The sequence below is a fragment of the Aeromonas sp. ASNIH5 genome, assembly GCF_002902865.1.
In the GTDB taxonomy this organism is placed as follows: domain Bacteria; phylum Pseudomonadota; class Gammaproteobacteria; order Enterobacterales; family Aeromonadaceae; genus Aeromonas; species Aeromonas caviae.
This window is the reverse complement of record NZ_CP026122.1, coordinates 3863850-3890052: the sequence shown is the minus strand read 5'-3', so window position 1 is coordinate 3890052 and position 26203 is coordinate 3863850. Positions and strand designations below refer to the sequence as shown.

Here is a 26203-nt window from a genome sequence, read left to right as displayed (position 1 = left end):
TCCGTCAGTTCACCGGATCCGTCATCAGACCAACCTGAGGCACACCGGCTTTCTTGAGGGCCACCATCAGCAGGATCACCTCCTCGTAGCGCACGGACTTGTCACCGGCGACCACCACGGGCGCGTTCTGGTTGATGGCCAGATAGCCCATGGCCTTCTCGGTGATGTACTGCTGCATCGCCTCTGGTGTGCCGCTCGGTACGGGTTCGTCATCCGCCTCGCCGGCCTTGATGACGTACTCACCCTCGGTATTGACGCTGACGATGAAAGGCGGCTTGGAGTCTTCCGGCAACTGCTCGGACTCCGCCTGGGGCAGGTCGACCTTGACCCCCTGCGTGATCACGGGCGTGACCGCCATGAAGATGATGAGCAGCACCAGCATGACGTCGATATAGGGCACCACGTTGATCTCGGCGACCTTCTTGCGTTTGAGCCGCTGATAGGTTTGCATTACTTCTCACCCTGCTGTGCGATTTGGCGGTTCAGAATGGTGGTGAACTCGTCCATGAAGTTGGCGTAGGCGTTTTCCAGCCGTTCGACCTTGTTGGTGAAGCGGTTGTAGAAGATAACGGCCGGGATGGCGGCAAACAGACCCATGGCGGTGGCGATCAGCGCCTCCGCGATACCCGGTGCCACCATCTGCAGGGTCGCCTGCTGAACCTGGCCCAGAGCGATAAAGGCGTTCATGATCCCCCAGACGGTACCGAACAGACCGATATAGGGGCTGATGGAACCGATGGTCGCCAAGACCGGCAGGTTGGACTCGAGATCGTCCACTGCACGGGACAGGGAAACGCGCATGGCGCGATAGGTACCGTCCATCACCGCATCCTGACCGCGGGCACCGGCCTTGAGCAGGCGAGCATACTCCTTGAAGCCGGAGTAGAAGATGTCTTCCATGCCTTCGATGTCGTCACGACGGGAGGAGGACTCCTGGTAGAGACGATTGAGGTCGACCCCGGACCAGAATCTGTCTTCAAACTGCTCCGAGGCGAGGTTGGCCGCCTTGATGGCCTTGGAGCGCTGGATGATCAGCGCCCAGGAGACGACCGACATGCCCATCAGGGTCATCATGACCAGTTTCACCAACAGACTGGCTTGCCAGAACAGGCCAATAAACGAAATTTCAGCGTGCACTTAACAGCACTCCCTTGATTTTTTCAGGTATTGCAACAGGTTTCATTTGCGGATGACTGACACAGGCGATCTGTACCATGGCCTGAGTGATCAGCCGTCCATCAGCCGCCAGGATCTGCTGTGAAAAACGCATGGAAGCGCGTTTCACTTCAGTTACTTGCGTCATTACGGTCAGCAGTTCATTGAAGCGGGCAGCCGCGCGGAAGTCGATTTCGGTGCGACTCACCACAAACGCGATCCCCGCCTGCAGCAGGACATCCTGTTCGATGCCGCCTGCGCGCAGGAATTCGGTGCGGGCCCGTTCCATAAACTTGAGATAATTGGCGTTGTAGACGATGCCTCCGGCATCCGTGTCTTCGTAGTAGACACGCACCGGAAACTCAGAGACTTCCCCCATAAAAATCTGTGATCCATTCGACAGTCAGATGGGGGGCTATCATAGCGCAGGGCTGAATAGGAAAGAAGCAGGGGGAGACAGGGAAATCCCCTCTCCCCCTGTTTTTTATGGCGTGCTGCGGCGCCGACAGGCCGAAGACCACAGGGCTGTCAGCATCACAAGAAAAGCGGACAAGAGAAGTGGCTGCGAGCGGCGTGACAAGCGAGGTTCTGTCGCTCTGACCGGGCGGCGGCACGCCCCTCAAAAAAAAAGAAGGAGGTGGGCTCATGCCGACCTCCTTCATCATTTATGGCAGGTAGTAGCTGCTGGTCAGCCAGAGCCCGCAGAGCAGGCTGGGCAGGGCGAGCCAGGGGAGGAACAGCACGCGACCCACCAGGCTGCGCGGGTGAAACCCCAGTCCATGCATGACACCGCAACAGACCGCCCACATCAGCCAGGGCGCGAGCCAGAGGCCGTGCTCACTGGTGTTGGCCGCGACCAGGTTGGGCGCCTGCAAGATGGCGACAGCCAGCAGGGCCGCCGCCAGCAGCATCAGACCTTGCCATGGCTGGCGCTCCAGAGGAGCGGCCAGCCGGGCGAGCCTGTCACTTGTCTTCATCAATCTGACGATCCAGGTTCTCGGTGTGCTCCAGCCAGAGCGCATTGATAATCCCAAACGCACAGGCCAGCAGCAGCCCCAGGATCCAGGTGAAATACCACATATCAGGGCACCTTCTTAGTAGAGCGATTGTTGGTTGTCTTCGATGTGCTTGTTACTCACCCGGCCGAACATCTTGATGTAGGTCCAGATGGTGTAAGCCAGCACGGTCGGCACGAAGACGACTGCGACTACCGTCATCACCTTGAGGGTGTTGAAGGAGGCGGTGGAATCCCACATGGTCAGGCTCTGGGACGGCTCGAGGCTCGAGGGCATCACGAACGGGAACATGGAGAAGCCCGCGGTCAGGATGATGCCGGCGATGGCCAGGGAGGAGAACAGGAACGCCACCCAACCCTTGTCCAGCTTGGCCGCCACGGCGGTCAGCAGACACATCACCAGACCCAGCACGGGTGCGGCAATCATCCAGGGATAGAGGTTGTAGTTCTGCATCCAGGCACCGGCCTGCACCACCACTTCCTTGTGAAGGGGGTTGGTGACGGCGTCGGTGGCGACGGAGCCCACAATCACATAACCATCCATGCCGCTCACCCAGACACCGGCCAGGGCAAACAGCACCAGGGTCAGCAGGGAGAAGATCATGGCGGCGGTGCGAGAGCGCGCCAGCACTTCACCTTCGGTCTTCATCATCAGCCAGGTTGCACCCTGGGTGATGATCATGAAGAGGCTCACCAGACCGGCCAGCAGGCCGAACGGATTGAGCAGACCGAAGAAGTTGCCGTGATAGGTCATCATCAGGAACTGGTTGAAGCTGAACGGTACGCCCTGCAGCAGGTTGCCGAACGCCACCCCGAAGATGACAGGGGGAATGGCGCTACCGGCAAACAGAGCCCAGTCCCAGTTGGAGCGCCACTTGGCATCTTCCTGCAGGGAGCGGTACTTGAAGCCGACCGGACGGAAGAACAGCGCCATCAGGGTCAGGATCATGGCGATGTAGAAGCCGGAGAAGGCCGCCGCATAGACCATGGGCCAGGCGGCGAACAGGGCGCCACCGGCGGTCACCAGCCAGACCTGGTTGCCTTCCCAGTGCGGCCCCATGGTGTTGAGCATCACGCGACGCTCCACATCCTTCTTGCCGACGAAGGGGAGCAGGGCGCCCACCCCCATATCGAAACCGTCGGTGATGGCAAACCCGATCAGCAGCACGCCGACCAGCACCCACCAGACCAGACGCAACAGTTCGTAATCAAACATGGGTCACTCTCCTTATGCCTTGCTCTGTTCGAAGTGGTACTTGCCCGTCTTCAGGCTGCTTGGGCCCAGGCGCGCATACTTGAACATCAGGTACATCTCGATGATCAGCAGTACTGTGTAGAACAGGAAGATCCCGATCAGAGAGAACCAGATCTCGGACGCAGGAATGTTGGATGCAGAGACATAAGTCGGCAGCATCTCGGCGATGGTCCAGGGTTGACGACCATACTCAGCGACAAACCAGCCAGCCTCGATGGCGATCCAGGGCAGCGGAATGCCGTACAGCAGCGCCTTGAGCAGCCACTTGCGCTCGCCGATCTTGTGGCGGGTGCTGTCATAGAAAGCCAGACCGATCAGCACCAGCATCAGAATGCCGCAAGCGACCATGATGCGGAAGGCGAAGAACAGCGGCAGTACCTGCGGGATGGAGTCATCCACGGCGGCCTTGATCTGCTCGTCGGTGGCGTCGGTCACGTTGGGGGTGTAACGCTTGAGCAGGAGACCATAGCCCAGATCCTGCTTCACTTCGTCGAAGCGGGCGCGGGTATCGTCGGACTTGTCACCGGATTGCAGCTTGGTCAGCAGGTCGTAGGCGGTCATGCCGTTGCGCACGCGCAGCTCATGCTCGCTCTTGAGATCCTTGAGACCAGTCACCTGACCGTCGAGGGAACGGGTGGCGATGATGCCGAGGGCATAGGGGATCTTGATGGCGTAGTCGGTGCGCATCTCCTCCTGATTCGGGATCCCGAACAGGGTGAAGGATGCCGGAGCCGGCTCCGTGTTCCACTCGGCCTCGATGGCCGCCAGTTTCACCTTCTGCACTTCCCCGGTCTCGTAGCCGGACTCGTCACCCAGCACCAGCACGGAGAGGATGGAGGCCATGCCGAACGCGGCCGCGATGGCGAAGGAGCGACGAGCGAACGCCACATCACGATTCTTCAGCAGGTAATAGGAGGAGATCCCGAGCACGAACATGGCACCCGTGGTATAGCCTGCCGCCACGGTGTGGACGAACTTGACCTGTGCAACCGGGTTGAACACCAGGTCGGCGAAGCTCACCATCTCCATGCGCATGGATTCGAAGTTGAACTCGGCACCCACCGGGTTCTGCATCCAGCCGTTGGCGACCAGGATCCACAGTGCGGAGAGGTTGGTCCCGAGCGCCATCAGCCAGGTAGCCGCCAGGTGCTGGCGCTTGCTGAGACGATCCCAACCGAAGAAGAACATACCGACGAAGGTGGACTCCAGGAAGAAGGCCATCAAGCCTTCGATGGCCAGCGGGGCCCCGAAGATGTCGCCGACATAGTGGGAGTAGTAAGCCCAGTTGGTACCGAACTGAAACTCCATGGTGAGCCCGGTGGTAACCCCGAGGGCAAAGTTGATACCAAACAACTTGCCCCAGAACTTGGTCATGTCCCGGTACACTGTGTTGTTGGTCATCACATAGACAGACTCCATGATCGCCAGGATGAAGGCCATCCCCAGCGTCAAGGGTACAAACAGGAAGTGATAAAGGGCCGTCGCAGCAAATTGGAACCGCGATAGGTCTACCACATGCTCAGCAATCATGATGTTTCCTCACCGATTATTGGCACGGCTATTTTAAGTTTTAAGGACAAAGCTTCCATTGGAAGTCCCCGAACGGTCGGTCACCCCTCGCGGACTGACCGGATTCGACTGCCACCACATTAACAACAAGGCAATATACAGGAACAAAAAAAGCTAATGTTTAACATCTAATAAACAATAACCAGGGTTCTATTCCCGCCTATAATGATCGCTGTTTTATATCACCTTTATTTGATTGAAATCAATGTAAAACCACCCTCAATACATGTTTTTTCAAGGTAACTTATAGGGCTTTCCCCATTAATTATGGGAGCTTCATCACAAAAAACGATAAGTCGTAAATAATTGATTTAAATCAATTTTATGACCAACCAAAATAGTTTCAATTCTGTTAAACAAATACGCAACCCCGGAAATAAAGCCTTCGCATCTCGATTATTTCAATAAATGGCCAGGCTCATCCAAAAATCAATTTAAACCCAGTAAAAACACATGTTTATGCGGATTGACACCCCCACCAAAATCATTAGTTTATCTAATCAAAAGCCCATAGATTTTCTTGTTTGCCCCACCCGGAAAGAGCTCCTACAATGCGCCTCGCAGTGAGGGCATACCTCTGAATACAGGCCGGTCATTCCGGGTTCCCGGTACGTATTCGATGAACATTTCGAACCTGTTTGTTGGGATTAATGATGAAAAAGTTTGTTGCCAAGACCATCCGTTACTACAAGCTTTCTTTCGTTCAACTCTATCAAATGAACCGACTCTGAAGCCTCGCGACGGCTCCTCTGTTTTTTCCCGACCGGTCTGCAGACGCTCTCACTGTCTGTGAACATCCATCCTGAATTGTCTTTGCCCACCGCCTGTGCCGTGGGCTTTTTTTTGCCCGCAAAACAAAAAGCCGCCTCAAGGGCGGCTTTTTGGTTCATATCGCAACGTCTACTGATCTGCCGGTCGTTCCAGACCAAAGTGTACGTAGGCTCTCTGAGTTGCGATCCGCCCTCTGGGTGTACGTTGCAGATAGCCTTGCTGGATCAGATAAGGTTCCAGCACGTCTTCTATGGTGTCCTTCTCCTCACCGATGGCGGCGGCCAGGTTGTCGAGCCCGACGGGCCCCCCCATAAACTTGTCGATGACGGCCAACAATAGCTTGCGATCCATGAAGTCGAAACCTTCATTGTCCACGTCCAGCATGTCCATGGCACGGGCCGCAATGGGTCCGTCAATTCGCCCGTCAGACTTCACCTGGGCAAAATCTCGTACCCGCCTTAACAAACGGTTAGCAATGCGCGGTGTCCCCCGGGAGCGACGGGCTACCTCGAGAGCGCCGTCTTCCGTCATGTCGAGCCCGAGGCAGCGGGCGCTGCGAGAGACGATGTCGGTCAGGTCCTTGACGTTGTAAAACTCGAGGCGCTGCACGATGCCAAACCGGTCACGCAGGGGGCTGGTGAGGGAGCCGGCCCGGGTGGTGGCACCGATCAGGGTGAAGGGAGGGAGATCGAGCTTGATGGAGCGGGCCGCTGGCCCCTCCCCTATCATGATGTCGAGCTGATAATCCTCCATCGCCGGGTAGAGCACCTCCTCCACCACCGGACTAAGGCGGTGGATCTCGTCGATGAACAACACGTCGTTCGGTTCGAGGTTGGTGAGCAGTGCCGCCAGATCGCCGGCCTTCTCCAGCACGGGGCCCGAGGTGGTCTTGATGTTGACCCCCATCTCGTTGGCAACGATGTTGGCCAGCGTGGTCTTGCCAAGGCCGGGAGGCCCGAAGATCAGCAGATGATCGAGGGCCTCCCCGCGCTGGCGGGCGGCCTCGATGAAGATCTCCATCTGATCGCAGACGTGATCCTGTCCGGTGTAATCGGCCAGCTTTCTGGGCCGGATGGCCCGATCGATGATCTCGTCCTCACGGGCGGCACCGGCCGAGATGAGGCGATCCGCTTCAATCATTGTCTACCTCACACCAGGCTGCGCAGGGATTCACGAATGATCTCCTCTACCGACATGCCGTCGGCGGCCACCTTGCTGACGATCTGGCTGGCCTGCTGCGGCTTGTAGCCGAGGGCCACCAGTGCACTGGCCGCCTCCTCGCTCGCATCCGGGGCACGCAGCGGGCTCTCTTTCGCGGGCAGGGTGATTTCGGCCGGGGAGAAGAGATCGTGGCTGACCCAGCCCTTGAGGCGGTCTTTCATCTCCACCACCAGGCGCTCGGCGGTCTTCTTGCCCACACCGGGCAACTTGACCAGGGAGCTTATCTCCTCGCGCTCGACGCTCATCACAAACTGGGTGGCCGTCATGCCGGAGAGAATGGCCAGGGCCAGCTTGGGGCCGACCCCGTTGGTCTTGATCAGCTCGCGAAACAGCGCCCGCTCCTGCTTGTGGTTGAAGCCGTAGAGCAGCTGGGCATCTTCACGCACCACGAAGTGGGTGTGAATGACGGCCTCCTTCCCGAGTTCGGGCAGATCATAGAAGCAGCTCATGGGCATATGAACCTCATATCCCACCCCTCCGACTTCCAGCAACACCTCGGGGGGTTGCTTCTCGATGATGACGCCTCTCAAGCGACCGATCATGTTCTTTTCCTCGCCACGCAGACTCTCGCAAATTGGGTCATAGCATAAAGAATAACTGGATAAGTATCCAGCATAGGTCCATGCAGAACATGGGATGACCAGCTCTTCATACCCGGCCATTTCCCTCGTTCAGAACACAGTCTGTCACTTTATTTTCCATCGGGGATGGCACATCTTCGTCATTGATTGAACACTGAAATGGTCTTGTTCGGCACCAGGGAAGGCTTGAATCATGAAAATCGTCACCACATCCAACCTCGGACTCACCATTCTGCTCGGCTGCACCCTGGGCATGGGGGCGATCGGCTGGTATGGCAGCCAGCGGCTGGCTGATCTGCTCTCCTACGTCCTGGGTGCCGCCTGGCAGACGGCAGATGGTGCCATGGAGGGCTCCATCGAACTCGGCAACCAGTCGCTCTATATCCAGAAGATGCTCTCGGGGATCCCCCTCGACGCACCGGAGCTGCAACGGGCAAAAGAGGCGGCCAGCGACGCTTTGCGCCGGGTGGAGCAAGGCGGGCTCATCGATGCGGCGGCCATTACCACGCTGAAGCAGCATGAGCAGACCTATCAGCAAGAGCAGGCACAGCTGCTGACCCTCTATCGCACCTTCACGAGCGCCGATGAGGCGCTGCGTGCCAGTTCGGAACGCATGTCACGCCTCTCGACCAGGCTGGAGGTGATCGGTGACGAGGCCGTCGAGAGCCTCACCCGCTCACCGGATCAGGCCATCAGCTGGAACGGCGGCCTCGCGACCCGCTGGCAGGCGGCCGATGGCGGCATGGAGGCCAACATCGGATTCCTGCGCCAGCTCTATGCGCTGGAGAAGATGCAGGGCGAAGGCCTCACTCCTGCCATCCAGGCCGAGCTGGCACAAGCCACCCGCTTCTATCAGGACGCGGTTGACGGCATGCTGGCAACCGGCCAGTTCGATGTGCCCGGCGACGGGGAGTTTGCAGGCCAAATGCTCTCCACCCAGTATCGTGCCCTGCAAGCCGACAATGCCCGCCTGATCCGTGAATGGACCACAGCCCTGAGCGCTTATCAGAACCAGCTGGCCCGTTACGAACACAGTGCCGACCAGCTCAGGCTGGCTCTGGTCGAGGTCGAGGCCCAGGGGGACGCCACCGTCGAGGATCAGGTTCACCAGCTCAACGCCATCATCGACTACACCAGGGGACTCATCCTGGGGGGCTTGCTGCTCAGCCTGCTGATCGTCACCTGCTGCGGCTTCTGGCTGGTACGCACCATTGTTCGCCCGCTACTCCAGGTCGACAAGCGCATGCAGGACATCGCCGCCGGGGAGGGAGATCTCAATGCCCGCATCAACCTCTCACGCGACGACGAGATTGGCTCCCTGGCCGGCAGCGTGGATCGCTTCATCGAGAAGCTGCAGAAGATGATCAGCGCCACCATGGACAACAACCAGCACATCAACCAGCACGTGCACACCTCGGTCAACCGGGTCCAGGCCATCAGCCAGAGCAGCCGCCAGACCGCAGCGCATGCCCAGGCGCTGCACCACGACAGCGAGCAGATGGTGCAGGTGGCCACCACCATCTCGGACAACTGCAACCTGGCGGCACACAACGCCAACGAGGTGCGCCAGCTCACCACGCAAAGCAGCCAGTATGTCTCCTCCGCCACCGCCGGCATGCAGCGGGTGGTCATGGAGGTGGGCGAATGTGCCACCGCCATCAACGCCCTCAAGGAGCAGGCAGGGCAGATTGGCCAGATCATCTCCACCATCAGCAATATCTCGGAGCAGACCAACCTGCTGGCACTCAATGCCGCCATCGAAGCCGCCCGGGCGGGCGAGATGGGGCGCGGTTTTGCCGTGGTGGCCGACGAGGTGCGCACCCTGGCCAATCGCACCGCCACCTCCAGCGCCGAGATAACGGATGTGATCAACAGCATCCAGCAGCAGACAGAGCAGGCCTATCTGATGATGCAACGCAACCTGAAAACCGTGGAATCGGGTATGGCGGACTCCGACAACACCAAACAGATCCTGTTCAAGGTAGAAGAGGCCATCGATCAGCTCGCCGACATGGTGCAACAGGTGGCAGAGGCGACCAGCCAGCTCTCCCACACCCTGGGACACACCACGGGCAAGGTTTCGGATATCAGCCTGCAGGCCCAGACGGGCGAACAGGAAGCCCAGGAGTGCCTGCAACTGGCCTCCTCCCTCCATCAGGCCAGCCAGCAGCAACAGCAGTTGCTGTCGCAATTTCGGGTCTAGTGCGGGCGGGGCAAGGCCCCGCCCTCCCCCCCAGCGCCGCTGAATTTAGCCCTTGGGCCGGGGGACTTCGCCTGTTAAAATTCCGCACTTGAAATTTTCCAGGGCCAAGCCGCCCGAACTAGCGAAGGTCTACCGCGATGCGTACCAGCCAATATCTGCTTTCCACTCTCAAGGAAACCCCCTCCGACGCTGAAGTTGTCAGCCACCAGCTGATGCTGCGCGCCGGGATGATCCGCAAACTCGCTTCCGGCATGTACGCCTGGCTGCCGACCGGCCTGCGGGTCCTGAAGAAGATTGAAAACATCGTCCGCGAAGAGATGAACAATGCGGGTGCCGTCGAAGTATCCATGCCGGTGGTACAGCCCGCCGAGCTGTGGCAGGAGTCCGGCCGCTGGGATGACTACGGCCCCGAGCTGTGCCGCCTGACCGACCGTCACAACCGCCCCTTCGTGCTGGGTCCAACCCACGAAGAGGTGATCACCGCGCTGGTCCGTTACGAAGTGAACAGCTACAAGCAACTGCCGCTGAACCTCTACCAGATCCAGACCAAGTTCCGCGATGAAGTGCGCCCCCGTTTCGGCGTGATGCGTGGCCGCGAATTCCTGATGAAGGATGCCTACTCCTTCCACATCGACAAGGCCTCCCTGGTCGATACCTATGAGAAGATGCATGCGGCCTACTGCACCGCCTTCACTCGCATGGGTCTGAACTTCCGCCCGGTGCAGGCCGATACCGGCTCCATCGGGGGCACCGGCTCCCACGAATTCCAGGTGCTGGCCGAGAGCGGTGAAGACTTGATCGCCTTCTCCGATACATCCGATTACGCCGCCAACATCGAGATGGCCGAAGCCCTGGCACCGGCTGGCGAGCGCGCTGCCGCAACCAAAGCCCTGACCAAGGTGGCCACCCCGGCCGTCCACACCATCGACGAAGTGGCCGCTTTCCTGAACGTGGCGCCGACCGCCATCGCCAAGACCCTGCTGGTACTGGCCGAGGAAGATGAGCACGGAAAACAGGCCGTCATCGCCCTGGTACTGCGTGGCGACCACGAGCTGAACGAAATCAAGGCCGAGAAGCTTTCTGGCGTGGCTAACCCACTGACCTTCGCCAATGACGAGCAGATCAAGGCTGCCGCCGGTTGCGACGCAGGCTCCATCGGCCCGGTCGGCTTTGCCGGTCGCATCATCGTCGATCGCAGCGCCGCCCATCTGAGCGATTTTGTTTGCGGCGCCAACGAGACCGGTTTCCACCTGACCGGTGCCAACTGGGATCGCGACATCGCCTCTTTTGAGGTTGCCGACCTGCGCAACGTGGTGGAAGGTGACCCGAGCCCGTGCGGCCAGGGCAAGCTGCTGCTCAAGCGCGGTATCGAAGTGGGCCACATCTTCCAGCTGGGTACCAAGTACTCCGAAGCGATGAAGGCGAGCGTGCTGAACGAAGGCGGCAAGTCCGTCACCATGGAGATGGGTTGCTACGGTATCGGGGTTTCCCGTCTGGTGGCTGCCGCCATCGAGCAGAACAACGACCAGTACGGCATCATCTGGCCGGACGCCATCGCCCCGTTCGAAGTGGCCATCGTGCCGATGAACATGCACAAGTCCGAGCGCGTGGCCGAGCAGGCACAACAGTTCTACGCCGAGCTCAAAGCCGCCGGTGTGGACGTGCTGTTTGACGACCGCAAGGAGCGCCCGGGTGTGATGTTCGCCGACATGGAGCTGATCGGTGTGCCCCACGCCATCGTCATCGGTGACCGTGGTCTCGACAACGGCGTGGTGGAGTACAAGTGCCGCCGCTCCGGCGAGAAGCAGGAAGTGGCGATCAAAGAGATCGTTGCCCTGCTCAAGGCCAAGCTGGGTCGCTGATAACGCGACACCGCCTTTCGCTTTTCATAGGAAAGCCCCGAGTGCCACGGCACTCGGGGCTTTTTATATGGCTCTCAGCCATGATGCACAAAAATGCGTCTCCAGCGTGAACCAATGAGATAACTGCATTGCCCTGTACACGGCACGGCTGATTTCCTAGACTGGCGCTCTTTACCCAGCTTGCCCGAGAAGTTATGTCCATCGCCTCAGCCAATACCGTTGTCGTGCTCGACTTCGAGACCACAGGGCTTTCACCCGGACAAGGGGATAGAGCCATCGAGATCGGTGCCGTCAGAATCAAGGATGGCCATATCAGTGAGCGTTTCTCGGCATTGATGAATCCGGGCTTCAACGTGAGCAGCTTCATCGAGCAATATACCGGGATCAACAATGCCATGCTGAAACAGGCTCCCCCCTGTAACGAGGTGATGGCGGATTTCGTCGACTTTATCGGTGATGACAATCTGGTCGCCCACAACGCCTCCTTCGACAAGCGCTTTCTGGATGCGGAAATAGAGCGATTGCCGGCGCAATACCGCGGCCAGTTCGCCTGTTCCCTGCTGCTATCGAGGCGCCTGTTTCCCGATGCCCCGGATCACAAGCTGGGTACCCTGGTGCAATACCGGAGTCTGCCCAATGATGGGGTGTTTCACCGTGCCTTGGCGGATGCAGAGGTGACGGCCCACCTCTGGCTTGCCTTGTTGGAAGAGCTGGCGTGTCGACATGGCATTATCGACCCGGACTTTGCATTGCTGCTGACCCTTGGCAAGAAGCCAAAACAGGTGATTCCATCCTTCCTGCGGGAATATGCGACTCGGAAATAATATGTGCCGATATGCATCATCAATCATCCATGCCATGTCGGCACTGAATTTCCCCGCCTTCACATCCATGATGGCCCGGCGTAAAGAGAGGCAGGCAAGCAGATAATTTAGCACTGCACATCAATGAAAAAGCGCGCCAAATGGCGCGCTTTTTTTCCTTGTCATCTGGCGACGGGGCCGGTTCACGGCGCTTCAGGCATTGCGACCGATAAAGAGATCGGTCACATGGCAGCTGCTTCTCGCGGCCAGCGCATCCAGCATGTAGGCTGCCGCGTCTTCCGGCGTCATGAAACCACTCGAATCCACGTGATCCGAATTCTCCCAGAACTCGCTGCGGATCCCGCTCGGATAGAGGTTCACCAGTCGCAGGGGAGCACTCTTCAGCTCGGCCCGCAAAGATTCGAGAAAGCCGCGCATCCCCCATTTGGAGGCGCAATAGAGGCTCTCGTTGGCCTTGCCGGTCTGGGCGGCGGAGGAGAGCACATTCGCCAGCACCCCGCCCTGGTCGCCGATGAGGCGCACCGTCTGCTGGGCCACCAGTATGGTGGAGATGAGATTGCTCTCCACCACCCGGCGGATCTGCTCGGCGGTGTAGACACCCACCGGGCCGAACTCGCCGACACCGGCACAGTGGATCACCATGTCGGGCAGGCCGCCCCACTCCACCGCAGCGGCAAAGGCGACATCCACCTCTTCGTGGTGTGCGAGATCGGCGGCAATGCCGATCACCGCCTTGCCGAGCAGCTCTTCCTGCTCCTGCAGTTTCTGGTAACGGCGACCCATCATGGAAACCTGATGGCCGCGTTCAACCAGCCCTATGGTCAGGGCGCGGCCCAGTCCGGACCCCGCGCCAGTCACTATGATGTGGCCCATGTGTGCTCCTCAGGGAGATCAGAAGGTGAATTCACCACCGATGAACCAGCCGTCGATGGTCTGATCGACGCGATCGAAGTCCATCTCGGCCTCACGCCAGCCGGCGCGGATCTTGAGCGGCACGGAAGAGAACTTGTAGGAGCCGCCCAGACGGTAGTCGTAGTTGTCGGCATCCTGCACGCGGGCATCGCCGAAGGCGGCAAAGCCGGTCCCCGGGATGCGCGCTTCGGCGCCGGTATAGGCCATCAGCACATCCTTGTCATAGGAGTAGTGCTGGGTGTTGAAATCACCGTCGTAGCGACGACCGGTCAGACCCAGGTCGATCTGGAACAGGTCGTTGTTGAACAGGCGATAGTAGAGGCTCAGGTCGTAAGCCAGCAGATCGTTGTTGAAGCTGCCGCCGCTGCTGCTGAAGTCGGACATTTCGAACTTGGCGTTGGGCAGCAGCAGGATGCCGTGCTCCAGTTGCAGGTAGCCGCTCCAGTTGTAGTTCTCGTCGTAGCTGCCATCGGCACCCACGCTGCTGACCTGGCCACTTCCCTGGGCATTCCACAGATCGGCACCCGCCGCAAAACGCCAGTCATTGGCGGCCATGGCCCCATGGCTGAGCAGAGCCATCACAGTGCCGGCAATCAGGGTCTTCTTCATCACTTCGCTCCATTTTGGACTGGAAAGGCCATCATTTTACCCGCTGGGCAAGGAATACCTAGAGTAAAAAGCTGAACAAGCGTCCATAAATGTCAGTGCTTCATCCCTTTCATGGGTTCGACCGGCTTCACGGGCAGACTCAGTGACAGCGTCTGGCCATCGTCCAGGGTCAGGGTCAGCGGGAAGGGCGTGCCCTGGGCCAGGGTATGGATGTCGAACAACATGATGTGCAGGCTGCCGGGCTTGAGCACGGCCTCCCCCTTGGCCGGGATCTCGATGCTCTCCACCTGGCGCATCTTCATGACGCCGTTCTCGTGCAAATGGGTGTGCAGCTCGACACGGCCCGCCTCAGGGGACGCTCCCGCCACCAGTTTCACCGGTTTGTCCCCATCGTTCCTGAGCACCATGAACGCCGCCGTGTTCGGCGAGCCAGGGGGCAGCAGGCGCACATAACCATCGACTGCGTCGACCTTGGCCAGGGCCGGGGTGGCCAGAAGCAGTGCCATGGTGGAATAAAACGCACGTTTAAACATGGTTGAAATCCTTTTATGATGTTGTTAAACGAGACAAAGCTTACCCCTGTGGCAAGCTTTTGACAGCCCCCGACAACAAGGATTCAGACATGGCCCTCACAATTCTGGCCGAACAGCAGGACGGCTTGCTCACCCTGACCTTCAATCGACCGGAAAAGCGCAATGCCCTCAACACGGAAACGTATCTGGCGCTGACCGACGCACTGCGCCAGGCCGCCCGGGACGAAGAGGTCCATGTGCTGCTGTTGCAGGGCCAGGCGGAGTGCTTCACCGCCGGCAACGATCTGGCCGACTTTGTTGGCAAGCACGCCCTTGAGCCGGACGACCCCATCCTGCAATTTCTGCACACCCTGGCCGACTTCCCCAAACCGGTGATCGCCGCCGTGGGCGGCCCGGCAGTCGGCATCGGCACTACCCTGCTGCTGCACTGCGACCTGGTCTATCTGGGTGACAACGCCCGGCTGCAACTGCCTTTCGTCGAGCTGGGGCTGGTACCGGAGTTTGCCGCCAGCTTGCTGCTGCCACGCGCCGTCGGTCACCTCAAGGCGGCGGAGCTGTTGCTGCTGGCAGAGGCCATCGATGGGGAAGAGGCGCTGCGTCTCGGGCTCGCCAACCGGGTGCTGGCCCCGGCGGACCTGCTCCCCTTCGCTCGGGAGCAGGGACTGAAACTGGCGGCCAAGCCGCCGATGGCGCTTCAGAAGAGCAAGGCGCTGCTCAAGCAGGAGCTCAAACAGGCGGTGCATTTCGTCATCGACCTGGAAGCGTGCGCCTTCGCCCAGGCCCTGCAAGGGGAAGAGGCGCAAAGCCGCATCGCCAGCAAGCTGCAAAAACGGCGCTGAACTCAGTTGAGACGGAACCGGCCTATCAACTCGCAGCCCTGCACCCTGTCCTGCACCTGGATAAGCCGGGCAATCTCCGGATTGGGGTGGCGCTTCAAGAAGGAGAGCAGGGCGGCGCGACAGCAGCCCAGCTCACTGATGAGGGATTCGCACTCCCGGTTGGGGCACTGGGGCACCAGGGCGGTGACCAGCTCGGAGGCGAGCTTGAGGTAACGCAGTTCATAGGCGGGCTCTTCCATGGCACGCCAGAAGTCAGCCATGCGGTGACAGGTGGCGACCCGCATGCTGGCCAGTTCGTCCAGATCCCCGGAGGCCAGCTCATAGACTTCCCCCAGGGCCTGCTGATAGAGGCAGATCGCCGTGCCCAGAGCCCCCATGCCAAGGGCATTCTCCGCCTCCAGCATGTAACGTTGCCAGTTCTGATGTTCCATGTTCCTCTCCTTTGCCGACACGAGTGGAGTCTGTATCATGGCCAATCGAGAACAAATATCAACCAGACCCTTTGTGCTGGTTTTTATAGCACTTGGCAACCTGGGGGCGTCTCGATTACGATCCTCACCCTCGATATTCAACTGCATGCATCACTCATGACGCCTCGTCTCCCTCAAATGCTGGGCTGCTCCCTGCTCTGCATCCCCCGCATGCTGGTCTGGATCTATTAGCTGCGCTCTATCGAACGCCACTAACCAGATCCATCAACAAGAGGGAATACCAAGATGAAACCCTGCAAGCACTGGTCTCAGGTCGAATATCTGCACCTGACTGTGACCAATCCCAACATCTGTCTCAAGGGGAAGCACAGCTACTACTCCGGCGCCTGGGACGGTCCGTTCGAAGACGCCGCCGTACGCTATCTACATGGCGACAGCTTTAGCCGCCATCCCGACACTGGCTGGGAACCGCTATGGCATATCGACAGACTTCACATCGGCGACTACGTGCAGATCGCCGCAGGTGTGAAGATCCTGATGGGGGGCAACCATACCCACAATACCGACTTCATCAGTACTTATCCGTTTCTGGAGATGGAGGCACTCAAGCGCAGTTATCGACCGGCTGGCGATACCCGCATAGGCAATGATGTCTGGATCGGCATGGACACGATGATTATGCCCGGAGTCAGTATTGGTGATGGTGCCATCATTGCAGCGCGCTCGCTGGTCAATCAGGATGTCCCCCCCTACGCCATGGTCGCAGGGACGCCCGCCAAAGTCCTGCGAATGCGTTTCGGCGATGACGACATCGTGCGACTGCAGGCGCTGGCCTGGTGGGACTGGCCCGATGAAAAGGTACAGGCGCTGCTCCCCTGGATCCAGCAAGGGGAAGTGTCCCTGCTAGAGCAAGCGGCCAAGCAGTGGCAAGAGCATTCGAGCCCACTCACTGGGCGCTGAATACAAAAAAGGGCGACCCGGTGTCGCCCTCTCTTGTGAATATATTTGCTCATTTCGCAATTTGTGACGGATTGACGCGACACTGCTTGCCGGGGTAACCAGGCAGATCCGACGCCTTGCTGCTGCACGCCAGCCGTTTGGCTTCGGCGAGGCGATCTGCGAGGTTGACCTCATCGATCGGCTGCCAGGCCATCTGCTGGCCGAGCCAGCTGGCCCAGGCAAACTCGACGAAGTAGACCTGATCCTTCTTGCTGAAGTAGCCCGCATCCTGCAACAGCCCCGCCAGGGTGCGGTAGGGGTAATCCGGCAATTCACCGATATGGCCGGGCAACAGCTCGGGAGTCAGGGGTTGACCCCGTTCATCCTTGAGCCAGGCCCAGTGGTTGTTCTGCATCTGGCTCCAGAAATTGGCCCTGTCCTGCAACCGTGCAATCACCTTGACCCTGACCTGCTTCACCCCCTGCTGCCACAGCGCCTTGGTCAGGTGGTGCCTGTCCACCAGCCAGTAACCCCCATCCGGCGCGATGACGATAGGGATCTCTTTCTTTTTCATCAGCTTGTCGAGCTGCTTCTCGCTCTTGTCCGCCAGCTCCCGGGCTGTGGTATCCACCTGCAACTGACCGACGCCGCCCTGGGTGGGGTGCAGCGCCTCTATGTTCACTTCGCACCAGCTTCCCACCGGGCTGCTCTTCTCGCACGGGGACAACGCCCAGGCGCCCTGGCTCAGCACGCAGGCCAACAAGATCCATGCTCTCATCACTCTCTCCTTTTCCTGGCGCTCACGGCGCCCCCTCGTTGACAGCCGCATCGGATATCAATGGGACTCATACTGGCGGTCTGACCAGCAAAGGGGATATCATGATTTCCCATCTGCCGGCGATGCATTCTCGCCGAGTTTTCTCCCCGCTTCACACATTTTGAAGGATTCACCATGAAAGGATGGAGCCCCCTGCTGGCCCTGCTGGGCTGTGCCTGCATCCAGGCTGCCGATGTGCCGCCCGGTACCCCACTCGCCGCCGAGCAGGCTGTCGTCCGTCATCTCAAGGATGAACCGGCGAGCCTGAGCCCTCTCAAGCTGGTGGGACTGCCGGAGCTGCAGGTCCTCAGAGACCTTTACGAGGGGCTGCTGACCCAGGGGCCGGACGGCAAGGTGCTGCCCGGGGTGGCATCCCGCTGGGACAACGAGGGGAACCAGACATTCACCTTCCACCTGAGGCCGGATGCCCGCTGGTCCAACGGCGACCCCGTGCGCGCCGCCGACTTCGTCTATGGCTGGCGCAAGCTGGTTGACCCCAGGGAAGCCGCCACTTTCGCCTGGTTTGCCCAGCTTGCCCGCTTCGACAAGGTGGACGACATAGTGGCAGGCAAGCTGGCCCCCGATGCGCTCGGGGTGGAGGCCGTCGATGACCATACCCTGAAGGTGACCCTCTCCCAGCCGGTGCCCTATTTCCTGAGCCTGCTGACCCATCCCAGCCTGTCGCCCCTGCACCGGGCCAGCATGGAACAATATGGCAACCAGTGGACCCAGCCCGGCAAGCTGGTGGGCAACGGCGCCTTCGTGCTGAGTCACCGGGTGGTGAACGAGAAACTGGAGCTGACGCCCAATCCCTACTACTGGGATCGCGCCCACACGGTGCTGACCCGCGTCACCTTCGTGCCCATCAACCAGGAGAGCGCGGCCACCCACCGCTATCTGGCCGGGGATCTGCATATCACCGAATCCTTCCCCAAGGAGCAGTACCAGAGCCTGATGGCCCAGATCCCGGGGGAGGTCTATACCCCGGAACAGCTCGGCACCTACTACTACGCCTTCAACACCCAGCGCCCGCCCCTCAATGATGTGCGGGTGCGCCAGGCGCTCTCCTACACCATCGACAGGGGCCTGATTGCCGACAAGGTGCTGGGCACCGGGGAGAAACCGGCCTACCACTTCACCCCGGACGTGACCGCCGACTTCGACCCCAAGCCCAATCTGCTCTCCACCAGCAGTCAGCAGGCGCTGGACGAGCGTGCCAGAGCCCTGCTGAAAGAAGCGGGCTACGGCCCAAGCAATCCTCTCAAGCTGACCCTGCTCTACAACACGGCAGAAATTCACAAGAAGATGGCGCTGGCCATCGCCAACCTGTGGAAACAGAAGCTGGGGGCCCGGGTCGAGCTCACCAATCAGGAGTGGAAGACCTATCTCGACAGCCGTCAAAGCGGCCAGTTCGAGGTGATCCGCTCCTCCTGGGTCGCCGATTACAACGACCCCTCCGCCTTCCTCGGGCTCTGGGGATCGGGCCACAGCGGCAACATGGCCCGGTTCGCCAACCCGGCTTACGACAAGCTGCTGGCGCAGGCGGCCAACAGTCAGGATCCCGCAGAACGGGCCCGCCTGTTCGATGAGGCCGAGGCCATCTTGCAGAAGGAGGCCCCCATCGCCCCCATCTACCAGTACACCAATGCCCGGCTCATCAAGCCCTGGCTCAAGGGGTATCCCATCAACAACCCGGAAGACGTGGCCTACAGCCGTCAGCTCTACCTCGTCAAACACTGAGTCCGGGGAGGGGTCGGGACACCTGACCCCTCCTGGCACTGTTCCTGTTCAAGTTCCCGGCATAAAATGCCGCCTCTTTTCATTCATCAACCCCGTGATCCGATCCTGCCATGCGTGCTCTGCTCCTGATTGCCCTGTTTGTTGCCCTTCCCGCCAAGGCCGCCGATGAAACCGAATGCCGCCAGGCCTTCCTCGAATGGATGTTGAGCCAGCAGAAGCAGTTCAGCGACCGCAAGGCCAGCAAGATGGAGCGGCGCAATGCCGAACGAGCCATCGATCAGGCCCGGGATGCCTTCGCCAAGCAGGAGAGTTTCTGCCAGGCCATGGCCTGGGTCGCCAGCGCAGAAGACAATGACCCCCGCTTCAAGCCGAGGACGGGGGAGATCCACGACTTCACTCCCCGCGGCTGAGCCGCCATCTACGACTTTTTTCAGCCTTTCCCGTGTTGATTTATTGACCCAAGCAAAGGTGGTGCAACAGTCCGCATCTACAATGACGCCGTAACAATCACAAAAATAAAAAATAACTTTATCAGTTACTTGGCTCATTCAGGATGCGCACATGACCACAACCAGGCACGAAGGGGAGATCCGTTTCCCCGATCACATATCACTGATCTCGACCACGGATCCCGCCAGTCACATCACTTATGCCAACCAGCACTTTTGCGATGTGGCGGGCTACAGCGCGACCGAAATGGAAGGGGAGCCCCACAATCTGGTCCGCCACCCCGACATGCCCAAGGCCGCGTTCGCCGACATGTGGCGCCGCCTGCAACAAGGCAAGAGCTGGATGGGGCTGGTAAAGAACCGCGCCAAGAGTGGTCAGTTCTACTGGGTCAACGCCTACGTCACGCCGATTCTCAACAATCAGCAGCAGATCATCGAATACCAGTCTGTCCGCACCCGTCCCCAGGATCACGACATCGCCTGGGCAGAGCAGCTCTATACCCGGATCCGTGACGGCAAGGCACTGCCCTGGCTGACCCGGCTGACCCTGGAGCCGGGGCAGCTGTGTCTGCTGCTCTCTGGCACCGCCCTGCTCGGCATGGGGGCCAGTCTGGTCACCGGCCAGCCGGGGTGGGGAGTCATCACCCTGCTCTGCTTGCTGGCCCAGATGGGGCATGGCTGGCATCTGCAACGGCGGCTGGCCAGGCTGCTGGCCATGGCGGGCGAGGAGCAGGGCAGCGCCCTTTGCCAGGTACTCTATGCCAGGCGTCAGGACAGCCTGGCCGCCCTTGAACTGCTGCTGCGCATGAAGAAGGCGGAGCTGCGCGCCGTGGTGGGTCGCAGCGCGGACGCCAACCAGCAGATCCTGCAGGCGGCGGAGGATGACAGGGGGCATATCCAGACCATAGACACTCACCTGCAACAGCAGCGGGCCCAGAGCGAGCAACTGGCGGCGGCCATCACCCAGATGAGCCAGTCCATCCGCGATGTGGCTGACAATGCCCACCAGGCCAATGCGCTGGTGGGCGAGGTCCAGCAGGTGTCCGCCAGTGGCCAGCAGGCGCTGGCCACCACCCGGGATTCGGTCGACAGGCTTCATCAGGAGCTGGACGCCAGCCAGGGCGTGCTGGCGCGCCTGACCCAGGACAGCCAGAAGATCAACGGCATTCTGGAGGTGATCGGGCAGATTGCGGATCAGACCAACCTGCTCTCCCTCAATGCGGCCATCGAGGCGGCACGGGCCGGTGAACAGGGGCGCGGCTTTGCGGTGGTGGCCGACGAGATACGGGCCCTGGCCCAGAAGACCCGCAGCTCCACCGGCGAGATAAGCGACATGATAGGGGCGCTGCAACAGAGCACCCGGCAACTGTCCGATGGCATGGAGCAGGGGGCCCAGACATCAGTGCTCTGCCAGCAGCACATGGGGGCCACCGCCGAGGTGCTCGACCAGATCAACCGGATGCTGGCCCGGGTGACCCACACCAGCGACGAGATAGCCCAGGCGGTGAGCCAGCAGGCGGATGTCACCAGCACCCTGGATCAGGGGATCCACCAGATCCACCAACTGGCGAGCCACACCGCGGACAACAGCCGTCAGGCCCTCGATGGCATCACCCTGCTGGTGGAGCGGTTGCAAAACCTCTCCCGCCTGATCAACCAGTTCCACGACTGACCCCCTTGCCGTGTAGTTTGGCGCGCCCCCGGGCGCGCTGCCGATCTCTCCTCTCCTTCACGACGACAGGCTCCCGCCGGGGGCAAGAAGTCCGTCTCAGGATTTGCCCTTGAACTGCTTGATGCTGCGCTTGCCCTGGGTGCGACGGTTCGCCTGCTTGTCTCTTGGCGCCCGTTTGCTCTCCCCGCTGGCGGGTTTGTCGGTCACCGGGAAACCTGCCAGCGCCGCCAGGGGCAGGGGCCGACCGGTCAGGGCCCGGATCCCCTCGAGCGCCTCCCCATCCCCGTGGCAGGTAAGGGAGATGGCCAGACCGCTCTGCCCGGCACGGGCGGTACGACCGATACGATGCACGTAGACGGGCGCATGCTCCGGCAGATCCAGATTGATCACCACCGGCAATGCCTCCACGTGGATGCCGCGCGCCATCAGATCCGTGGCCACCAGCACCCGCACCCTGCCCTCCTTGAAATCCGCCAGCGCCTGCTCCCGCGTGGCCTGATCCTTGTTTCCGTGCAGGGCTGCCACCGTCATGCCAGCCCTGGCGAGTTTCTTGGCCACCCCGTCCGCGCCGTCCCTGGCACTGATGAAGACCAGCACCTGGGGCCACTCTCCGGCCTCCAGCAGGGCGATCAGCGCAGGCACCTTGCTGCTCCTGTTGACCAGATAGAGCCGCTCCTTGATGTCGTTCACCAGGCTGTTGAGCGGCTCGGCCTCGATGCGCACCGGATCCTGCAGCAGGCCCGAGGCCAGGCTCTCCAGTTCGATCGGCAAGGTGGCGGAGAAGAGCATCTGCTGCCGCACCTCCGGCATTGCCTTCATCAGCCATTGGATATCGGGCCAGAACCCCATCTCCAGCAGGCGATCCGCCTCATCCAGCACCAGCATGCGCAGGGCACCCAGTCCCAGCGTCTGCTGGGCCAGCAAGTCCCGCAACCGTCCGGGGGTCGCCACCAGCAGTTGGGGGCCGAGAGCCAGTTCCTGCTCCTGCCACTCCTGGGCCACCCCGCCACACAAGGTCAGAAGGCGCACCCCCAACCCGTCGGCAATCTCCTGCAGGGCGGCGCTCACCTGGCTTGCCAGCTCCCGGGTGGGGACCAGTACCAATCCCTGTACCCGGTCACTGGCTGCGTCCAGCCTCTGCAGCAACGGCAGGCCGAATGCCAGGGTCTTGCCACTGCCGGTCCTGGCCAGGGCAAGCAGATCCCGTCCTGACAAGGCAGCAGGAATGGCTAGCTGCTGAATGGGGGTCGGTTTTTCCAGCGCTGCGGGCAGCAGGGGCAACAGGGCGGGGTCAAGGGCGAGTTCGTCAAACGTCATGGGGATCGCAGATACAGGCTGAACGAGGATGTGGAGGCGAAGTCTAGCCAGACCCACCCCATAAGTAAAAGGTTCGGGAGCGCAATAAAAACGGCCTGCCCCGTGTGAACGGGGCAGGCCGTCAGGCAATCAGCCTGTGGCGCGACTTACAGAACGGCCAGGGCGGCGGCGTAGTTCGGCTCGTCGGCGACTTCGGCCACCAGCTCGCTGTGCAGCACCTTGTCGTGCTCATCCAGTACCACGATGGCACGGGCAGCCAGACCCACCAGCGGGCCGGAGGAGAAGGCCACGCCGTAGTCCTGCAGGAAGGAGACGCCACGCAGGGTGGAGAGGTTCACCACCTTGTCCAGACCCTCGGCGCCGCAGAAACGGGCCTGGGCGAACGGCAGGTCGGCAGAGATGCACAGCACGACGGTGTTGTTCAGGGCGCTTGCCTGCTCGTTGAACTTGCGCACGGAAGTGGCGCAGGTCGGGGTGTCGACGCTCGGGAAGATGTTCAGGATCTTGCGCTTGCCGGCGAAGGTCGCCAGGGTCGCATCGGACAGATCGCCAGCAACCAGGGAGAAGGGCTTGGCCTGCTCACCGGCAACGGGGAAGTGACCGGAGACGGAGACGGGGTTGCCTTGCAGGGTGACGGTATTGCTCATGTTAGGTCCTTGATGATTGATGTGGGATCCAGGGTCCCCAGTATAGGCCCGCCACGGGATGACAAACACCCGCTAATGAAAGGGATTTGGCATCCCTTTGCGTCCCCCCTGCTCCAGGGGCAGATCAGCGGCCACTGGCATGGACCCGGACAAAGAGGAGAAGAGGGCTTGACCTTGGACTTTACACCAAGGTTTACACTCGGCTCAGTCATCCAGGATCCCGCAGGGGCGGGATCCCTCAAGAGGAACGCATCATGAGCAAATCCTGCTGCAGCCATCAACACGCCGCCGCCCCCATCAAGGCCGTCAGCAAGGCCGCCACCCCACAGGCCGGGCACAGCCACACCAGCCACTGCTGCGACAACGGGGCACAGGCCAGTGGTGTCGCCAACCCGACCCGCCACGATCATCAGGGGCAAAGTGGCGCAGACAGCCCGGGTGATGAAGAGCCCCCCAGAGGCACTTGCGCCACCGACACAGCCAACGGCCACGAACACGACCACGATCACGATCATCATGAGCAGGGGCACGAGCACGCCCACACGGGCGCCGCGACCGAGCCGCCGCTGGCTAGCCCCGAGCAGAACAGCCGCCGCCATAGCTGGCAGGTGCTGGGCATGGATTGTCCCAGCTGTGCCCGCAAGATAGAGACCGCCGTCAGCCGGGTGGAGGGCGTACAGCAGGCCCGCGTGCTGTTTGCCACCGAGAAGCTGGTGGTGGATCTGGCCCCCGGCCTCTCCCCCGACCCCGTCACCGCCGCCGTGCTGGCCGCCGGATTCCAGCTCAAAGGGGGAGCTCAGAACACGGCTCGCAGCGAACCGGGCCGCAGCCCGCTGATGCAGAGAGTCAGCAACCTGCTCGGCAAATACTGGCAGCCCCTGTCGCTCGCCGGCTTGATGGGGATGGCGGCCCTGCTGCCGAACCAGCTCGGTCAGCCGCTCTTTACCCTGGCCACCCTCTGGGGGCTGTGGCCCGTCGCCCGCAAGGCGTGGGCACTGACCAGAAGCGGCTCTCCCTTCGCCATCGAGACCCTGATGACGGTCGCCGCCGTGGGGGCCCTGTTCCTCGGCGAAACCGCCGAAGCGGCCATGGTGCTGCTGCTGTTCATGCTTGGGGAACATCTGGAAGCCTATGCCGCCGGCCGCGCCCGCGCCGGGGTCACCGCCCTGATGGCGCTGGTGCCCGACAAGGCGCTGCGCATCCGCACCACTGCCGAGGGCGAGGTGCGGGAAGAGGTCGCTGCCGACCAGCTGCGCCCCGGTGACATCATCGAAATCGCCCCGGGTGCCCGCCTGGCCGCCGATGCCCGCCTGCTCGACCCCCTCGGCGCCTTTGACGAGAGCGCCCTGACCGGCGAATCCATCCCGGTGGAGCGCCGCCGGGGTGACAAGGTCCCCGCCGGCAGTCTGGCGGCGGACCGGGTGCTGCGCCTCGAGGTGGTGTCCGAACCCGGCAACAACGCCATCGACCGCATCCTGCATCTCATTGAGGAGGCCGAGACCCAGCGCGCCCCCATCGAGCGCTTCATCGACCGCTTCAGTCGCTGGTATACCCCGGCCATGATGCTGGTCGCCCTGCTGGTGGTGCTGGTACCGCCGCTCGCCTTCGGCCAGAGCTGGGACGAGTGGATCTACCGCGCCCTGGCGCTGCTGCTGATCGGCTGCCCCTGCGCCCTGGTCATCTCCACCCCGGCGGCGGTCACCTCGGCACTGGCGGCAGCCACCCGGCAGGGTGCCCTCATCAAGGGGGGCGCCGCGCTGGAGCGGTTGGCCCACATCGATACCCTGGCCTTCGACAAGACCGGCACCCTGACCCTGGGCAAGCCGCAGCTGACCGAACTGGTGAGCCTCGATGGCCAGCCGGAGGCCGAACTGCTGGCGCTGGCGGCCGCCATCGAGCAGGGCTCCCACCACCCGCTGGCCCGCGCCGTGGTGACGGCGGCAGGGAAGCGGGGTCTTGCCCTGGCGGCGGCCCAGGATCTGCGCGCCCTGCCCGGCATGGGGGTAGAGGGTCGCATCGACGGCGCTCTCTGGCAATTGCTGGCGCCGAGTCGGGTCGCCTCCCTCGATGACGCAACACGGGGCCGGGTCGCCGCCCTGGAGCTGCAAGGCAAGACAGTGGTGGTGCTCGGTCAGCCCGACGCCGCCCCGGCCGCCCTGCTGGCCCTGCGCGACCAGATCCGGCCGGAAGCGGCTGCGGCGCTGCAAGAGCTCAACCAGCTCGGCCTGCAGAGCATCATGCTGACCGGGGACAACCCCCGCGCCGCCGAGGCGATCGCCACCGAGCTCGGCATGGGCTGGCGCGCCGGCCTGCTGCCGGAAGGCAAGGTAGAGGAGATAAGCCAGCTCGCCAGCACCCGCAAGGTGGCCATGATCGGCGACGGCATCAACGATGCACCGGCCATGAAGCGGGCCAGCATCGGCATCGCCATGGGAGGCGGCACCGACGTGGCGCTGGAAACCGCCGATGCGGCGCTGACCCACAACCAGCTCGGCGGGGTCGCCGCCATGATCCGGCTCTCCCGCGCGGCGCTGGCCAACATCCACCAGAACATCGCGCTGGCGCTGGGGCTCAAGGCCATCTTCCTGGTCACCAGCCTGCTCGGCATCACCGGCCTGTGGATTGCGGTGCTGGCCGACACCGGCGCCACCGCCCTGGTCACCGCCAACGCCCTGCGCCTGCTGCGCAAGCGCTAAGTCGGCCGTAAATGGCACAACTTACAGCCGCCCCAACGGGCGGCTTTTTTATTGCCTCGCCCACGAGCAAAGAAAAAGCGCGGCTGCCGGTCGGCAGTCGCGCTTTGCTTACTCTCTCGGAGTTATCCCACCCTTGGCGAGGTGGA

General features: G+C 61.5%; 26 protein-coding genes. 9 read left to right on the top strand and 17 right to left on the bottom strand.

Annotated features, from left to right (window positions below; all coding sequences use genetic code 11):
• Positions 1–4: 4 nt before the first annotated feature.
• From tolR to ruvA, 10 genes are all read right to left on the bottom strand, one after another.
• A complete protein-coding gene (tolR, locus tag C2U30_RS18320; RefSeq protein ID WP_010672874.1) occupies positions 5–451 on the bottom strand; it encodes a protein TolR in 447 nt (148 codons plus the stop codon).
• Positions 451–1137, bottom strand: a complete 687-nt coding sequence (tolQ, locus tag C2U30_RS18315) for a protein TolQ (protein WP_010672873.1) — start codon at positions 1135–1137, stop codon at positions 451–453. Before tolQ ends, tolR begins: the two co-directional genes overlap by 1 nt.
• Positions 1127–1534, bottom strand: a complete 408-nt coding sequence (ybgC, locus tag C2U30_RS18310) for a tol-pal system-associated acyl-CoA thioesterase (protein WP_010672872.1) — start codon at positions 1532–1534, stop codon at positions 1127–1129. The genes tolQ and ybgC overlap by 11 nt, the downstream gene beginning before the upstream one ends.
• A gap of 286 nt (positions 1535–1820) precedes the next feature.
• A complete protein-coding gene (locus C2U30_RS18305; protein WP_103244242.1) occupies positions 1821–2132 on the bottom strand; it encodes a cyd operon YbgE family protein in 312 nt (103 codons plus the stop codon).
• Positions 2119–2235: a cytochrome bd-I oxidase subunit CydX gene (gene cydX / locus C2U30_RS18300; protein ID WP_005331536.1), complete on the bottom strand. Its 117-nt coding sequence runs from the start codon at positions 2233–2235 to the stop codon at positions 2119–2121. Before cydX ends, C2U30_RS18305 begins: the two co-directional genes overlap by 14 nt.
• Before the next feature lie 14 nt (positions 2236–2249).
• Positions 2250–3386, bottom strand: coding sequence for a cytochrome d ubiquinol oxidase subunit II (cydB, locus tag C2U30_RS18295; RefSeq protein WP_010672870.1), 1137 nt, complete (start codon positions 3384–3386; stop codon positions 2250–2252).
• A 12-nt stretch (positions 3387–3398) separates the two neighbouring features.
• Positions 3399–4955, bottom strand: coding sequence for a cytochrome ubiquinol oxidase subunit I (locus tag C2U30_RS18290; protein ID WP_010672869.1), 1557 nt, complete (start codon positions 4953–4955; stop codon positions 3399–3401).
• Positions 4956–5641: 686 nt separating this feature from the next.
• A complete protein-coding gene (locus tag C2U30_RS22685; RefSeq protein WP_113979080.1) occupies positions 5642–5884 on the bottom strand; it encodes a hypothetical protein in 243 nt (80 codons plus the stop codon).
• A 10-nt stretch (positions 5885–5894) separates the two neighbouring features.
• Positions 5895–6905, bottom strand: a complete 1011-nt coding sequence (gene ruvB / locus C2U30_RS18285; protein WP_045523367.1) for a Holliday junction branch migration DNA helicase RuvB — start codon at positions 6903–6905, stop codon at positions 5895–5897.
• Positions 6906–6913: 8 nt separating this feature from the next.
• The gene (gene ruvA, locus C2U30_RS18280) at positions 6914–7528 is read right to left on the bottom strand and encodes a Holliday junction branch migration protein RuvA (protein ID WP_010672867.1); all 615 of its coding nucleotides are present in this window, start codon (positions 7526–7528) and stop codon (positions 6914–6916) included.
• A gap of 232 nt (positions 7529–7760) precedes the next feature.
• Between ruvA and C2U30_RS18275 the strand changes: the two genes are divergently transcribed.
• The 3 genes from C2U30_RS18275 (at position 7761) to C2U30_RS18265 (ending at position 12456) form a co-directional block, all read left to right on the top strand.
• Positions 7761–9770, top strand: a complete 2010-nt coding sequence (locus tag C2U30_RS18275) for a methyl-accepting chemotaxis protein (protein ID WP_103244241.1) — start codon at positions 7761–7763, stop codon at positions 9768–9770.
• Positions 9771–9907: 137 nt separating this feature from the next.
• Positions 9908–11632, top strand: coding sequence for a proline--tRNA ligase (locus C2U30_RS18270; RefSeq protein ID WP_010672865.1), 1725 nt, complete (start codon positions 9908–9910; stop codon positions 11630–11632).
• Between the two features lie 194 nt (positions 11633–11826).
• The gene (locus C2U30_RS18265; RefSeq protein WP_103244240.1) at positions 11827–12456 is read left to right on the top strand and encodes a 3'-5' exonuclease; all 630 of its coding nucleotides are present in this window, start codon (positions 11827–11829) and stop codon (positions 12454–12456) included.
• Positions 12457–12648: 192 nt separating this feature from the next.
• Here the strand turns inward: C2U30_RS18265 and C2U30_RS18260 are convergent, their stop codons facing one another.
• The 3 genes from C2U30_RS18260 to C2U30_RS18250 all read right to left on the bottom strand — a co-directional run bounded on the left by C2U30_RS18260 (position 12649) and on the right by C2U30_RS18250 (position 14510).
• A complete protein-coding gene (locus C2U30_RS18260; RefSeq protein WP_103244239.1) occupies positions 12649–13329 on the bottom strand; it encodes an SDR family oxidoreductase in 681 nt (226 codons plus the stop codon).
• Between the two features lie 18 nt (positions 13330–13347).
• Complete coding sequence (locus C2U30_RS18255; protein ID WP_103244238.1) at positions 13348–13977, bottom strand: TIGR04219 family outer membrane beta-barrel protein; 630 nt, start codon at positions 13975–13977, stop codon at positions 13348–13350.
• A gap of 92 nt (positions 13978–14069) precedes the next feature.
• Positions 14070–14510, bottom strand: a complete 441-nt coding sequence (locus tag C2U30_RS18250) for a copper chaperone PCu(A)C (protein WP_052814961.1) — start codon at positions 14508–14510, stop codon at positions 14070–14072.
• Between the two features lie 89 nt (positions 14511–14599).
• On the opposite strand from C2U30_RS18250, the gene C2U30_RS18245 reads away from it, so the two are divergent.
• Entirely contained in the window at positions 14600–15349 is a 750-nt protein-coding gene (locus C2U30_RS18245) for an enoyl-CoA hydratase-related protein (protein WP_199767293.1), read from the top strand.
• Between the two features lie 2 nt (positions 15350–15351).
• Here the strand turns inward: C2U30_RS18245 and C2U30_RS18240 are convergent, their stop codons facing one another.
• Positions 15352–15780 carry a DUF2753 family protein gene (locus C2U30_RS18240; RefSeq protein WP_010672859.1) on the bottom strand — a complete coding sequence of 143 codons (429 nt, stop codon included), beginning with the start codon at positions 15778–15780 and terminating at the stop codon, positions 15352–15354.
• Between the two features lie 285 nt (positions 15781–16065).
• Between C2U30_RS18240 and C2U30_RS18235 the strand changes: the two genes are divergently transcribed.
• A complete protein-coding gene (locus C2U30_RS18235; RefSeq protein ID WP_043155848.1) occupies positions 16066–16740 on the top strand; it encodes a CatB-related O-acetyltransferase in 675 nt (224 codons plus the stop codon).
• Between the two features lie 49 nt (positions 16741–16789).
• On the opposite strand, the gene C2U30_RS18230 is transcribed toward C2U30_RS18235, so the two are convergent.
• Positions 16790–17497, bottom strand: coding sequence for a ParB-like protein (locus C2U30_RS18230; RefSeq protein ID WP_103244236.1), 708 nt, complete (start codon positions 17495–17497; stop codon positions 16790–16792).
• Positions 17498–17671: 174 nt separating this feature from the next.
• Between C2U30_RS18230 and C2U30_RS18225 the strand changes: the two genes are divergently transcribed.
• The 3 genes from C2U30_RS18225 to C2U30_RS18215 all read left to right on the top strand — a co-directional run bounded on the left by C2U30_RS18225 (position 17672) and on the right by C2U30_RS18215 (position 21397).
• Entirely contained in the window at positions 17672–19276 is a 1605-nt protein-coding gene (locus tag C2U30_RS18225; RefSeq protein ID WP_103244235.1) for a peptide ABC transporter substrate-binding protein, read from the top strand.
• A gap of 110 nt (positions 19277–19386) precedes the next feature.
• Entirely contained in the window at positions 19387–19686 is a 300-nt protein-coding gene (locus C2U30_RS18220) for a hypothetical protein (protein WP_010672856.1), read from the top strand.
• A gap of 151 nt (positions 19687–19837) precedes the next feature.
• Positions 19838–21397 carry a methyl-accepting chemotaxis protein gene (locus C2U30_RS18215; protein ID WP_103244234.1) on the top strand — a complete coding sequence of 520 codons (1560 nt, stop codon included), beginning with the start codon at positions 19838–19840 and terminating at the stop codon, positions 21395–21397.
• 96 nt (positions 21398–21493) lie between these two features.
• Here C2U30_RS18215 and C2U30_RS18210 read toward each other — a convergent pair whose 3' ends face one another.
• A complete protein-coding gene (locus C2U30_RS18210; protein ID WP_103244233.1) occupies positions 21494–22714 on the bottom strand; it encodes a DEAD/DEAH box helicase in 1221 nt (406 codons plus the stop codon).
• A 146-nt stretch (positions 22715–22860) separates the two neighbouring features.
• Positions 22861–23361 (bottom strand): thiol peroxidase, encoded by a 501-nt coding sequence (gene tpx / locus C2U30_RS18205; RefSeq protein WP_010672853.1) that lies wholly within the window; start codon positions 23359–23361, stop codon positions 22861–22863.
• Positions 23362–23615: 254 nt separating this feature from the next.
• Here tpx and C2U30_RS18200 point away from each other — a divergent pair, with 254 nt between their 5' ends.
• On the top strand, positions 23616–26057 hold the full coding sequence (locus C2U30_RS18200; protein WP_103244232.1) for a zinc/cadmium/mercury/lead-transporting ATPase: 2442 nt from the start codon (positions 23616–23618) through the stop codon (positions 26055–26057).
• The last annotated feature ends 146 nt before the right edge of the window (positions 26058–26203 follow it).